This window comes from Vibrio sp. 99-70-13A1 (assembly GCF_013114625.1).
Classification (GTDB): Bacteria; Pseudomonadota; Gammaproteobacteria; order Enterobacterales; family Vibrionaceae; genus Vibrio.
Window position 1 is genome coordinate 109,975 of the sequence record NZ_VTXD01000023.1, and the last position, 13,612, is coordinate 123,586.

At 42.3% G+C, this 13,612-nt stretch carries 11 protein-coding genes; 1 reads left to right on the forward strand and 10 read right to left on the reverse strand.

Translation table 11 applies throughout. The features are described from left to right. Positions 1-239 precede the first annotated feature (239 nt). Positions 240-1,793 (reverse strand): glutamine-hydrolyzing GMP synthase, encoded by a 1,554-nt coding sequence (guaA, locus tag F0226_RS14970; RefSeq protein ID WP_171736382.1) that lies wholly within the window; start codon positions 1,791-1,793, stop codon positions 240-242. Positions 1,794-1,928: 135 nt separating this feature from the next. Next, the gene (guaB, locus tag F0226_RS14975) at positions 1,929-3,392 is read right to left on the reverse strand and encodes an IMP dehydrogenase (RefSeq protein ID WP_171736383.1); all 1,464 of its coding nucleotides are present in this window, start codon (positions 3,390-3,392) and stop codon (positions 1,929-1,931) included. A 255-nt stretch (positions 3,393-3,647) separates the two neighbouring features. On the opposite strand from guaB, the gene xseA reads away from it, so the two are divergent. Next, a complete protein-coding gene (gene xseA / locus F0226_RS14980) occupies positions 3,648-4,979 on the forward strand; it encodes an exodeoxyribonuclease VII large subunit (RefSeq protein ID WP_171736384.1) in 1,332 nt (443 codons plus the stop codon). A 54-nt stretch (positions 4,980-5,033) separates the two neighbouring features. Here the strand turns inward: xseA and F0226_RS14985 are convergent, their stop codons facing one another. The 8 genes from F0226_RS14985 to ispG all read right to left on the reverse strand — a co-directional run bounded on the left by F0226_RS14985 (position 5,034) and on the right by ispG (position 13,608). Next, positions 5,034-5,264, reverse strand: a complete 231-nt coding sequence (locus F0226_RS14985; RefSeq protein ID WP_171736412.1) for a zinc ribbon domain-containing protein — start codon at positions 5,262-5,264, stop codon at positions 5,034-5,036. A 125-nt stretch (positions 5,265-5,389) separates the two neighbouring features. Continuing rightward, entirely contained in the window at positions 5,390-6,391 is a 1,002-nt protein-coding gene (locus tag F0226_RS14990) for a sensor domain-containing diguanylate cyclase (protein WP_171736385.1), read from the reverse strand. 279 nt (positions 6,392-6,670) lie between these two features. Beyond that, positions 6,671-7,558 carry an alanyl-tRNA editing protein gene (locus tag F0226_RS14995; protein WP_171736386.1) on the reverse strand — a complete coding sequence of 296 codons (888 nt, stop codon included), beginning with the start codon at positions 7,556-7,558 and terminating at the stop codon, positions 6,671-6,673. 75 nt (positions 7,559-7,633) lie between these two features. After that, a complete protein-coding gene (gene der, locus F0226_RS15000; protein WP_171736387.1) occupies positions 7,634-9,115 on the reverse strand; it encodes a ribosome biogenesis GTPase Der in 1,482 nt (493 codons plus the stop codon). Between the two features lie 158 nt (positions 9,116-9,273). Continuing rightward, positions 9,274-10,449, reverse strand: coding sequence for an outer membrane protein assembly factor BamB (gene bamB / locus F0226_RS15005; protein ID WP_171736388.1), 1,176 nt, complete (start codon positions 10,447-10,449; stop codon positions 9,274-9,276). Between the two features lie 11 nt (positions 10,450-10,460). Then, positions 10,461-11,075, reverse strand: coding sequence for a tetratricopeptide repeat protein (locus F0226_RS15010; RefSeq protein ID WP_171736389.1), 615 nt, complete (start codon positions 11,073-11,075; stop codon positions 10,461-10,463). Positions 11,076-11,147: 72 nt separating this feature from the next. Further along, entirely contained in the window at positions 11,148-12,416 is a 1,269-nt protein-coding gene (gene hisS, locus F0226_RS15015; protein WP_171736390.1) for a histidine--tRNA ligase, read from the reverse strand. A gap of 70 nt (positions 12,417-12,486) precedes the next feature. Continuing rightward, complete coding sequence (ispG, locus tag F0226_RS15020; protein WP_171736391.1) at positions 12,487-13,608, reverse strand: flavodoxin-dependent (E)-4-hydroxy-3-methylbut-2-enyl-diphosphate synthase; 1,122 nt, start codon at positions 13,606-13,608, stop codon at positions 12,487-12,489. Positions 13,609-13,612: the final 4 nt, after the last annotated feature.

Genomic DNA, 13,612 nt, shown 5'->3' on the forward strand with positions numbered 1-13,612 from the left:
ATAAGTCGATAAAATAGTAGATAGGTCTGGAGAGATAAGGTAGGTCCAGATTTGATAGACGATAAGAAGTGCGAGTGAGAATATTAATTCTCGGTGTGCACTAAGTAAAAATGACATTAAGTTTGGACACCATGTCTAAAAAACAAAAAGCCCCAAACTAAGTTTGAGGCTTCTAATATTTAAGACATCATTGCAATGATAAAGATCTTACCAGAGCTATTGCTCGCAATGAATCAGGATTATTCCCACTCGATAGTTGCTGGTGGCTTACCAGAAATATCGTAAACAACACGGGAAATACCGTTAACTTCGTTGATGATACGGTTAGATACCTTACCTAGGAAGTCGTATGGTAAATGCGCCCAGTGAGCAGTCATGAAGTCGATAGTTTCTACGGCACGTAGAGATACAACCCAATCGTACTTACGGCCATCGCCCATTACGCCAACTGAACGTACTGGTAGGAATACCGTGAATGCTTGAGATACTTTGTGGTAAAGGTCAGCAGCGTGAAGCTCTTCAATGAAAATAGCATCAGCACGACGCAGTAAATCACAGTACTCTTTCTTAACTTCACCAAGAACACGAACACCTAGACCAGGACCAGGGAATGGGTGGCGGTAAAGCATATTGTATGGAAGACCAAGCTCTAGACCAATCTTACGTACTTCATCTTTAAACAACTCACGTAGAGGCTCAACAAGACCCATTTCCATATCATCAGGAAGACCACCAACGTTATGGTGAGATTTGATTACGTGTGCTTTGCCTGTCTTAGATGCAGCAGACTCGATAACGTCTGGGTAGATAGTACCCTGAGCAAGCCATTTAGCATTCTTCAGTTTCTTAGATTCTTCATCGAAGATGTCTACGAATACGTGACCGATAATCTTACGCTTCGCTTCTGGTTCAGCTTCACCTTCCAGAGCGTTAAGGAAACGATCTTCAGCATCAACTTTAATGATATTAAGGCCGAATTGGTCACCAAACATGTCCATAACCTGCTCGCCTTCGTTTAAACGAAGAAGACCGTTATCAACAAATACACATGTTAATTTGTCGCCGATAGCACGGTGAGCAAGCATCGCAACTACAGATGAATCAACACCACCAGAAAGACCAAGGATAACTTCGTCATCACCCACTTGCTCTTTAATACGAGCAACTGCGTCTTCAATGATAGAAGCTGATGTCCACAGACCTTCACAGCCACATGCGTTAAGAACAAAGTTCTCAAGCATTTTCAGACCGTTTTTAGTGTGCGTTACTTCTGGGTGAAATTGAACGCCGTAGTATTTTTTATCTTCGTTTGCCATTGCCGCGAATGGGCAAGTTTCTGTCTCAGCAATCTTTGTGAAATCAGCTGGGATCTCAACAACTTTGTCACCGTGGCTCATCCAAACATCTTGAGTCGACTCAAGATCTGCAAACAACGCTGATTCACCAGTCACCTGAACGGCTGCATAACCGAACTCACGTTCTGTAGACGTTGATACTTTACCGCCTAGCTGTTCAGCCATAGTTTGCATGCCGTAGCAAATACCGAAAACAGGAACACCTGAATCAAATACGTACTGTGGTGCACGTGGAGAGTTATCTTCTGTAACACTTTCAGGGCCACCAGATAGGATGATGCCATCTGGGTTGAATTCACGAATGTCAGCTTCTTCTACGTCCCAGCTCCAAAGCTCACAGTAAACACCGATTTCACGAATACGACGCGCAACAAGCTGCGTGTACTGAGAACCGAAGTCTAAAATCAGAATACGTTGGTCATGAATATTAGTTGTCATTTTGGGGTAATCTCAAAAATTAATTGATTGGATGGAGGCATAAAACACCGCCATAAACTTCAAAATAATGTCTCTCAACAACTGGTGTTTGCATCATAGAATCAACAAGCACCAATCATGAGTGAAACGTTCTACTTAACCTAAACGGTAGTTAGGTGCTTCTTTAGTAATTTGAACGTCATGTACGTGAGACTCTTTCATGCCTGCACCAGAGATACGAACGAACTCTGCTTTAGTACGCATATCTTCAACAGTTGCTGAGCCAGTTAGACCCATGCTTGAGCGTAGACCACCCATTTGTTGGTGAACGATCTCTTTTAGACGACCTTTGTATGCGATGCGGCCTTCAATACCTTCAGGAACAAGTTTGTCTGCAGCATTATCAGATTGGAAGTAACGGTCAGATGAACCTTGAGACATAGCACCAAGAGAACCCATACCACGGTAAGACTTGTAAGAACGACCGTTATAAAGAATAACTTCACCCGGAGCTTCTTCAGTACCCGCGAACATTGAACCTACCATCACACAAGATGCGCCAGCAACGATAGCTTTACAGATATCGCCAGAGAAGCGGATACCACCATCTGCGATTACTGGAATACCGTATTCGTTTGCCACTTCAGCTGCGTCTGCGATTGCAGTAACTTGAGGAACACCTACACCGGTAACAATACGAGTAGTACAGATTGAACCCGGGCCGATACCCACTTTAACCGCACTAACACCCGCTTCGATAAGAGCACGAGCGCCAGCGCCAGTTGCTACGTTACCACCGATAATTTGTAGATCAGGGTATGCAGCACGAGTATCGCGAATACGGTTAAGTACGCCTTCAGAGTGACCGTGTGAAGAGTCGATAAGTAGAACGTCTACGCCAGCTTCAACAAGAGCAGCAACGCGCTCTTCGTTACCAGCACCAGCACCAACAGCTGCGCCTACGCGCAGGCTGCCGCGCTCATCTTTACAAGCGTTTGGTTTACGTTCTGCTTTGTGGAAATCTTTTGCAGTGATCATTCCTGTAAGTTGGAAGTCATCATTTACAACAAGAACTTTTTCAACGCGCGCTTCGTGCATTTTCTCTTGAACTTCTTCACGAGTTGCACCTTCTTTAACAGAAGCAAGGCGAGCTTTAGGCGTCATTACTACATCAACTTTCTTAGAAAGGTCAGTAACAAAGCGAACGTCACGGCCGGTAATAATACCAACAAGTTCGTTTGTTTCAGTAACAACAGGGAAACCGGCAAAACCGTGTTTTTCAGTAAGGGCTACAACATCAGCGATTGTCGCGTCAGGGTTTACAGTAACAGGGTGAGAAACTACACCTGCTTCGTAAATTTTAACCTGGCGAACCATTTCAGCTTGTTGTTCTATAGACATGTTCTTATGAATGAAGCCTATTCCGCCTTCTTGTGCCAGTGCAATCGCTAGGCGAGCTTCTGTCACAGTATCCATCGATGCAGAGATCATTGGGATGTTTAGGGAAATATTCTTCGTCAGCTGAGTGCGAAGATCAGCTGTATTAGGGAGAACGGTGGAGTGTGCTGGCACTAGCAGTACGTCGTCGAATGTCAGCGCTTCTTTGGCAATTCTTAGCATTTGCAATATCTCACAATAATAGGAGTAAAAAGAAACAATCCAATCTCATCGTTTCGCCTAATGAGGGCAGCCAATTAAGGAGAATCAAACTGCATTTGGATTAGATATTGCGGACGGATTATACGGCTAACGAAATCGCTTGGCTACTCATTTTTATAATTTTAATTTGCATTATCCCCCTTGCTATGTATTATATTTCCGCTATCTTCCATACTCACGTCTTGTGGGTTAGATTCTAAGAATGATAGTCACTCTATGACCAATCCAAATATCTTCACTGTGTCTCGCCTCAACTCTGAGGTTCGCTTGCTTCTTGAAAATGAAATGGGAATTGTTTGGCTGATCGGCGAAATTTCTAATTTCTCAGCTCCGGTTTCAGGTCACTGGTACCTAACGCTTAAAGATTCTCGAGCTCAAGTAAAGTGTGCGATGTTCCGTGGGAACAACCGTAATGTTTCATTTAAACCTAAAAATGGTAACCAAGTTCTAGTGAAAGCTCGCCTTTCTCTTTATGAACCACGTGGTGATTACCAACTGATAATTGAAAGCATGCAACCTGAAGGCGATGGTCGACTTCAACAAGAATTCGAAAAGCTGAAAATGAACCTCGCGGCTGAAGGTTTATTCTCTCAATCTAGCAAACAAGACTTACCTGAACACCCTAAACGAGTTGGTATCATTACCTCTAAAACAGGCGCTGCGCTTTACGATATTTTGGATGTTTTAAAGCGAAGAGATCCATCATTACCCGTTGTCATCTATCCTACTATGGTTCAAGGTGACGAAGCTTCGATTCAAATCGCACAAGCTATCGGTCGAGCAAATGAACGTGATGAATGTGATGTGTTAATTGTGGGTCGAGGGGGAGGCTCATTAGAAGATTTATGGTGCTTCAATAATGAAATTGTTGCGAGAACTATCGCGGCAAGCCAAATTCCTATCATCAGTGCTGTAGGTCATGAAGTCGATGTGACGATTGCAGATTTCGTTGCTGATATGCGAGCACCTACGCCATCTGCTGCGGCTGAGCTAGTGAGCCGTGACAACAGTAATAAAGAGCAAGCTTTCGCAGCTAAGAAAGCGCGTTTAAACAGTGCGATTCGCCATTTTCTACTCAAGCAAGGCAAGCACACTCAATTGCTTACACATCGACTAGAAAGAAACCACCCTAGCTACCAATTACAAAAACAAAGCCAACAACTGGATGATCTTGATACACGTTTGCGTCAAAGCATAAATCAATACATCAAGCAGCGCTCTCAAGATATTGAACGAAAACATCACCAGTTACAGCTCCACTCTCCAGTAAAACGTTTAGGTGAACAAAAACTGCATCTACAGCGCTCTGAGCAAAAGCTATTAGACGCAATGGATAGAAATTTACTGACTACGCGCCACAAGCTAGCAATGGCTGCTGAAAAACTTGAAACCGTAAGTCCACTAGCGACTTTAAAACGTGGCTACAGTATTTCTCATTCGAAATCTGGTGCAACAATTTCATCAATTAAGAATGTAGAAGTGGGTGAAGTGATCAAAACACAAGTGGAAGATGGGATCATCGAATCAAAAGTCATCGATATAAACTAGCAGGGTAAACTCCCTTAAAAGCCTTCTAATAAAAAATTTATTGGTAAACGCAAATTAAGCGTCAACTTTTTGGAAAATGAATTTAGCTCTAGACTTTGATTTAAGTTCATTACACTTAGAGTTACAAAAATAACTTGCCGCACCACACGCCTGCAATTTTTCTAACTCGGCTTCACAATCAGGACAAAAAGCAATTTTCTTAAAATGAAAGTTGCAGCTACTACAAACGTACTGACCATCCCAATTCAATTCAACTTGGCATCCTGGGCATATATTTTCTTGCATCATTTCCTCTCACTTAGCTCTTACAAGGTAGTTATTACAGATGGTTCTTACAAAATAGCTCTTACAAGACGCTAGTGGTGTAACTCATCATATCAGTGGGTATTTCACCGCCTCGTAAGAATGTACTACCACTTGGATTTAGCTTGTTTGACTTTATACATGTTCTTATCAGCTAAGGTGATTAATTGATCTAGGTTCACCTCATCTTTCGCGCACGCTAGTCCAACACTGACAGAAAATTGCATTTCATTAATAAGTAGCACTTCCTTCAATTTTGAATTCAGAGCTAAATAATAGTTCTGAGCGACTTCTTCAGAAGCAAAACAAGAAAAAATAACAAACTCATCGCCTCCGTAGCGCCCTATTTTTGAACATGGCGAAGATACTGAAGACAAAGTATCAGCAACTGTCGTTAGGATTTGATCACCAAATTTATGCCCAAAATTATCATTAATAAATTTAAACTTATCTATATCCACGAAAAGACATGACATGACCTTGCCAGAAAAACACTCGCCATCCATCACTCTCTTTGCCTCAGAAAATAAAGCTCTGCGGTTGTAGCAATGCGTTAATGAGTCGCGATTAGCATAAAAGTTGAGTTGAGTTTCCATTGCAAACTTTTCAAGCGCAACAGAATATAAAGAAGCGAGAAGTTCCAGGATCTCAGTTTCAAGTTCACCAGGGGTCGATGGTAAATCGCTATAGATAGCAAAAGTACCCAAGACTTGATTATGTGACGAAATGATAGGGACAGACCAACAAGCATGAAGGTTAGCACGATGAGTCAATGATAGAAAAAGAGACCAATTGGGATGCTCATTTATATTAGAAACGATCACAGGCTTTTTTAATGCCGCAGCTTCACCGCATGAGCCAATCCCAACACCAATTTTTACTCCTTCAATTGCTTCATTATAAAAATCTGGCAAATTTGGAGCAGACTCTAAATGTAGCCTTTGAGTTGAAGGATCCAAAAGTAGAATTGATGCCTTTCTCTTACCAAAAAGATCCTCTGTTAACGCGATTACTTTCTTGTTCAGTGCTTGTCGATCAAGCCCAAGAGCAAGTTGTTTAAGTAAGGAGTTTACGGAACGATGGGCTTCTAATAAAAATTCTTGGTCCATTTACAACGACTTCCTATAAGATTCGTGCGTAATTTATACATCTATAGTCTATTTTGCAAACAAATACTAAAAGCTCACTAATAATTTAAAAGCGAAAGATCTTTATGTGATCTTTCGCTTTATCTAATTTGATCAGCGATCTACCCTTAAAAGAATATTTATATCACCACACACCGAAAGCATAAGTTACATGTGCTGCATTCTCATTTTAAATAGAGTTATAAACTGCGATATGATATTTAAATTAGAATAATTAGAGCTTTGTAATAACAAAGAACGCTAGCAGGTAGAGTTTACATCGGTGCGCATTTCAATATGTTGTTCATCGAATATACTGAGTGTGACAGTGACTTGCTGTAACTCTTTAATACTGTTGATATGGCTTCCTCCGCAAGGTATTGATACAGCATCACCATCAATTAAGCATTCCCAGTAACGGGAATCAGTCAGAGTTTCACCTTCTAACCTCATCGTTACCTCAGCTGGCGTCGTTAACCATTTCGTTATCAGTTGATTTGTATTCGACTCAATATCTTTAAGGTTGCTCAACATATCAGCCACATTCAAACCACGCTTTTTCAGCGTTTTACCTAATCGATATTTATCAATACAAGTATCTGGTGTTACAAAGCTCGTCACTTGAGCATAGCTATTAAAATCATAACTACCTAGAGCGTCCTTTCTATCTGCATCTTTACGCCAGTAACTTTCTGAAAGTATTTTATTCAGAGCTAAGAAGGCGATATGGCCCGCACTATGACCTCGGCTCAAACTCATTTGGTAATCCTGATCCACATTCAACTGAATCATATCTCCAACTTCCGGTGAACTTGCTTCTTCTGAAAGCTGGTGAACAACAACAAAACTCCAGCCCTCTGCATTTCGTTTAACTGGAATATCAGAGCCTACAAATAACAGCCCTGTTGCTTCTTCAAACGCTCCGACTAAGCAATCTTCAACTGGACACAAGGTGTTTTTAAATTGAATCGTTCCTCGGTCTGCTGGGTGATCTGGCCAAATATGGCTGACAGGGTGAAAAGGCGTTTCATCTGTAACGATATAAATTCTACCTTCATTCTTTTCTACCAGTTGAACCACTGCTTCTAGCACCCATGTGTTATGGCAAAATTTAATTTTAGTTGGGGGTACAGCTTTAGTATTAGTCATATTAATTTCTTTACTGAATTTTGCTTAAAAAAATACCCAAGACTAAGCTCGGGTATTTAAATGTAAGGAGGAAGGTTATTTACGACCTTTCATCATCGACATCATGCGTTTACGTTTACGCTCTTGTGAAATCGTCAGCTTATTCGTTTTCGCTTCAAACGGGTTTTCACTGTTTTGGAATTGAATACGAATCGGTGTACCCATGATTTCCAAAGAACGGCGGTAGTAATTCATTAAGAAACGTTTGTATGAATCTGGCAGGTTACGAACTTGGTTACCGTGAATAACGATAATAGGTGGGTTATAACCACCAGCGTGCGCATACTTAAGCTTAACACGACGTCCACGAACCATTGGTGGTTGGTGATCATCTGTTGCCATTTTCATAATACGAGTCAGTACTGAAGTACCTACGCGAGTCGTTGCTGATTTATATGCTTCTTCAACAGATTCAAACAAGTGACCAACACCAGTTCCGTGAAGTGCAGAGATAAAGTGAATACGCGCAAAATCTACGAAACCTAAACGACGGTCTAGTTCTTTCTTCACGTGTTCTTTAACATCACTATCAAGACCATCCCACTTGTTTACTGCGATTACGATTGAACGACCCGCATTCAATGCAAAACCAAGTAGGCTTAGATCTTGATCAGAAATGTTTTCACGAGCATCAATAAGCAGTAAAACTACGTTAGCATCTTCAATTGCTTTCAGAGTCTTAACTACAGAGAACTTCTCTACTGTTTCATTAATGTTTTTACGGCGACGAACACCTGCAGTATCAATCAGAACGTATTCACGATCGTCTCGCTGCATTGGGATGTAAATTGAATCACGAGTCGTACCAGGCATATCGTAAACAACAACACGCTCTTCACCAAGAATACGGTTTGTTAGTGTAGATTTACCTACATTTGGTCGACCAATGATTGCTAGCTTGATTGGTTGATCTTGAAGACGCTTGAACTCTTCTTCAGCTTCTTCTTCAGTGAAATCAACTTGCTCTTCTTCGTCGTCTTCGAACTCAGTTAAATCGCTTACTTCGCCGTTTTCCGCTTTTAGTGCTTCTGCAAAAGGGTTAAGAGCAAGATCAATCAAAGCTGTTACACCACGACCATGAGCCGCAGCGATTTGGTACATGTCTTCAACACCTAGCTGCCAGAAGTCAGCACTTGCTGCATCAGGGTCAATACCATCAACCTTGTTTACTACAAGCATTGAAGGCTTTTCTAGTTGACGCAGGTGCTTGGCAATCGCTACATCTGAAGGTGTAAGACCAGCACGGCCATCTACCATAAATAGAACCACATCAGCTTCATCAATCGCTGCTAGCGACTGCTCTGCCATTTTTGTTTCAACACCTTCTTCAGTACCGTCGATACCACCAGTGTCGATAACAATAAAGTCGTGCTCACTAAAATGTGCATGACCATATTTACGGTCACGCGTTAAGCCTGGGAAATCCGCAACCAATGCATCACGAGTTCGAGTCAATCGGTTAAATAACGTAGATTTACCTACGTTTGGACGCCCTACTAGAGCAACAACAGGTACCATAACAACCTCTACAATTTCATTTCTTAATGTAGTTATAGGTAAACACTTGCCAGCAAGTTTAAATTTTTACCTATAACCACATGATTTATTAAATTTATAACAACAAAACGGCTCCTAGCTGTTACCAACCAGGAGCCGATTGTGAATTATATCACGCTTTATTGGCTAATCGTCAGTTTCTTTACATCGCCATTGCGAGTAACGATTAAGTAACCTTCAGGCAATTCAATAGGGCTAACAGAGAATCCACTATCATGCACTAACTGCTGGGCAACAAATTTGCCAGTTGAGCGATCCAACCAATGTAAGTAACCTTCACTGTCGCCAACTACTAGATAATTATCAATAAGTGATGGTGCCGTCAGTAAGCGGTTTTCAAGTTGATCTGTCTTCCACAGCTCAGTACCGCTTCGAGCATCCACAGCGACTACATGATCTTTATCCGTAACAACAAAAATACGGCTACCATCGCTAGTCATATCGATGGCTGAAGAATAATTACGTTTCCAAGTTGGTTTACCTGAACGTAAATCAATTCCTATCAACTGACCATTAATACCAATGGTATAAAGCGTTCCACCTAGAACAATTGGAGAAGCATCAACATCGACTAGACGATCAATTTCAGTCGCACCTTGGGGTGTGCCAACAGGCTGTTGCCAAATAAGTTGACCACGTTCAACAATAGCGGCTGCTAAGCGACCATTTGCCGTTCCCCAGAAGACACCACCAGAAACCGCAACAGGAGCACTGTCACCACGGAGTGTTAAGCTAGGAACTTCAGTACTTATTGTCCATTTTTGTTCGCCAGTCGCTTGATCAAGAGCAATCAACATACCGCGGCTAGTATGAACAAGGACTAAGTTACTGTCAGTTGCGGGAGAAGCGAGTACTTCACCATTAACCAGCACTCGCCAAAGTTCTTCACCGGTTTCTTCGTCAAGAGAAATGACTTCGCCGTTCTCAGTACCAACAAATATTTGCCCGTAAGCAGCAGTCAAACCACCAGATAAACGTGCATAAACCTCTTTTTCAAGATCCGCTTTCCAGATTTCTTTGCCCGTTTCGGGGTCAAGTGCCTTTACTAAGCCATCTCGGCTCGCAATAAATACTTTCCCATAAGCAAACTCTGGATTGAGCTTAGAAAAATAATGCCCTACTCCGTCACCAATTGAAGTTGACCACTCTGCCGACGGCGTAAATTCACTATTTACAACAGGCACAGGAGCCATAATTACAGTGTCTTCCTCACTAGCACAGCCAGCAAGTAATCCAAGACCAAGAGCACAGATCGTGAATTTAGAAAGTACCGATTTTTGGAACATTCTCTTCATTGAGATCTGCCTTACTTAGCTAGGTCGTCGAGTTTGATTTGCAGTGTTTGGCTTGCATCAGCAGCTTGTTGAGCTTCAGAATAAGCGCTGTATGCTGCATCAGAGTCACCTTTACGAAGTGAGATATCACCACGTAATTCAGCTACTCGACCTTTCCATGATTCGTCAGAAATCGCGCTTAGCTCAGTAAGAGCGGCATCAAAGTTACCTTGTTCAGCTTGAATACGAGCTACACGGTAAGCCAGCAATGGAGATAGTGCAGCGTCTTTCGTTGCCGCCTTAGCCCACTCTAGTTGCTTTAATGCTTCATCAAGGTTGCCCGCTTCAACTTGAGCTTTCGCTAGTTGCATCGCCGCTAAAACAGAGTATTCAGCGTCAGAGTTAGAATCAATAAAGCTTTGAATATCAGCTTGTGCATCAGCACCTTTAACGTCTAAAACAGAGATTGCTGATGTGTAGCTTTCAGAAGCAGCCTCACGAGCTTGAATCGCTGAATCTTGGTAATAACGCCAGCCAAATAAACCGCCTAAACCAATAACAGCACCAAAGATTACGGCTTTGCCATTCTCTTTCCACCAATCTTTAATGGCTTCAACTTGTTGTTCTTCAGTATCGTAAAGTTCCACTTCCTGTCCTCTTTAATTCTTTAGTAAAGCGATAAAGAATGCTTCATCGCTTAATATTCTTTAATGGCTTAATTAGATAAGCGCTGCAATTTTTTGAGCTACGTCTGCTTGAGAAAGCGTTTCTTGTGTTCCAGCAACAAGATCTTTAAGAACTACCGTTCCATCAGCAACTTCGTTCTCACCAAGTACAAGCGCTACAACCGCACCTACTTTGTCAGCACGTTTAAATTGCTTCTTGAAGCTACCACCACCGAAGTGGCTCATTACACGCACACCTTCAACAGTATCGCGTAATTGATTCGCTAATTGCATGCCCGCGATCATCGTGCCTTCGCCTGCGGCAACCATGTATACGTCAACGCTGCGACGAACTTCTGTTAGCTCTAGAGTTTCCATCATTAGCACTAGACGTTCTAAACCCATTGCGAAGCCAACTGCAGGGGTAGCTTTACCACCAAGTTGCTCAACAAGACCATCGTAACGACCACCACCACATACTGTTCCTTGTGCACCAAGGCTGTCAGTGATCCACTCAAATACAGTGCGGTTGTAGTAATCAAGTCCGCGAACTAGGCGCTCATTAACTTGGTATTCGATACCTACAGCGTCAAGAAGTTCACATAAACCAGTAAAATGTTGCTTTGATTCTTCACCTAAGTAGTCAGATAGTCGAGGAGCGTCACCTAAGATAGCTTGAACGTCTGGGTTCTTGGTATCTAATACACGCAAAGGGTTCGTGTGCATGCGACGTTTGCAATCTTCATCTAGTACATCAATGTGTTGCTCAAGGTACGCCACTAACGCGGTGCGGTAGCTTACACGATCTTCTTGAGAACCAATTGAGTTCAGCTCCAAACGAACGTGCTTATCGATACCTAGCTCACGCCATAGACGCGCAGTCATCATAATAAGTTCAGCATCAACGTCCGGACCTTCTAAGCCAAACACCTCAACACCACATTGGTGAAATTGACGGTAACGACCTTTTTGAGGACGTTCGTGACGGAACATTGGACCCATGTACCATAGGCGCTGCTCATCACGGTTGATAAGGCTATTCTGAATACATGAACGTACGCAACCTGCTGTACCTTCTGGACGCAAGGTTAGGCTGTCGCCATTACGATCATCAAAGGTATACATTTCTTTTGAAACAACGTCTGTCTCTTCACCAACGGCACGGCTAAATAGGTTCGTTTCTTCAACGATAGGCATACGTACTTCGTTATAACCGTGTGCACTCACCACATTTTTCACAGCGTTTTCTACTTTCTGCCACAGTGGTGATTGAGTTGGAAGGCAATCGTTCATGCCTCGAATTGCTTGAATATTTTTAGCCACAATAATTTTTCCATCATGCTTTCAAGGAGAAGTGATAACTCATAGAGTTCACCCACTCATTGAAATTGAATTAATCTTCTAAGTTTTGTACATCAATGCGATTTTTTTCATCTAGCACTGATGCCTTTGCTCGAATTCTAGCTTCAAGCTTATCCACTAGATCGTTGTTATCAAATCGTTCTTTCTGGCGCTTACCATCTTCATAGAAAGCACTTTTACGAGCACTGCCCGCAAGACCTAAGTGAGAGACTTCAGCTTCACCAGGACCATTCACAACACAGCCAATGATTGATACATCCATTGGAGTGATCACATCTTCTAAGCGCTCTTCTAACGCATTCACTGTATTGATCACATCAAACTCTTGACGAGAACAGCTTGGGCACGCAATAAAATTGATGCCACGAGAACGAATACGTAGAGATTTAAGAATATCAAAACCAACTTTGATTTCTTCTACTGGATCAGCGGCAAGTGAGATTCGTAATGTATCACCAATACCTTCCGATAATAGCATCCCCAAACCAACAGCCGACTTAACAGAACCGGCACGCGCACCGCCAGCTTCTGTAATGCCTAAGTGAAGAGGCTGATCAATCTGTTTCGCCAGTAATCGATATGAACCAACGGCCAGAAATACATCTGACGCTTTTACACTGACTTTAAACTGATCGAAGTTCATACGGTCAAGGATATCTACATGACGCATTGCCGATTCAAGTAGAGCTTCCGCTGTAGGCTCGGTGTATTTCACTTGGATGTCTTTCTCCAGTGAGCCACCATTTACGCCAATACGAATTGGAATATTCATATCTTTTGCGCAATCAACAACCGAGCGAATTCGGCTTTCATTGCCAATATTCCCTGGATTAATACGCAAACAATCCACTCCATATTCCGCAACTTTTAGCGCAATGCGGTAATCAAAGTGAATGTCAGCAACCAAAGGAATGGAAACTTGTTGTTTAATGAGCTTGAAAGCCTCTGCTGCATCCATTGTTGGAACAGAAACGCGAACAATATCAGCACCTACATTTTCAAGTGCTTTAATTTGAGCAACAGTCGCGGCAACGTCTGTTGTTCTTGTATTGGTCATGGACTGCACAGCGATAGGTGCACCATCACCGATCGGCACATCACCCACATAAATGCGGGTTGATTTGCGACGAATAATAGGAGATTCGGGTTGCATATTG

Coding starts and splice junctions, on each gene's coding strand:
- F0226_RS14985 (WP_171736412.1), bottom strand. CDS start 5,264: ATGCAAGAAAATATATGCCCAGGATGCCAAGTTGAATTGAATTGGGAT.
- ispG (WP_171736391.1), bottom strand. CDS start 13,608: ATGCAACCCGAATCTCCTATTATTCGTCGCAAATCAACCCGCATTTAT.
- guaB (WP_171736383.1), bottom strand. CDS start 3,392: ATGCTAAGAATTGCCAAAGAAGCGCTGACATTCGACGACGTACTGCTA.
- guaA (WP_171736382.1), bottom strand. CDS start 1,793: ATGACAACTAATATTCATGACCAACGTATTCTGATTTTAGACTTCGGT.
- F0226_RS14990 (WP_171736385.1), bottom strand. CDS start 6,391: ATGGACCAAGAATTTTTATTAGAAGCCCATCGTTCCGTAAACTCCTTA.
- xseA (WP_171736384.1), top strand. CDS start 3,648: ATGACCAATCCAAATATCTTCACTGTGTCTCGCCTCAACTCTGAGGTT.
- F0226_RS14995 (WP_171736386.1), bottom strand. CDS start 7,558: ATGACTAATACTAAAGCTGTACCCCCAACTAAAATTAAATTTTGCCAT.
- der (WP_171736387.1), bottom strand. CDS start 9,115: ATGGTACCTGTTGTTGCTCTAGTAGGGCGTCCAAACGTAGGTAAATCT.
- bamB (WP_171736388.1), bottom strand. CDS start 10,449: ATGAAGAGAATGTTCCAAAAATCGGTACTTTCTAAATTCACGATCTGT.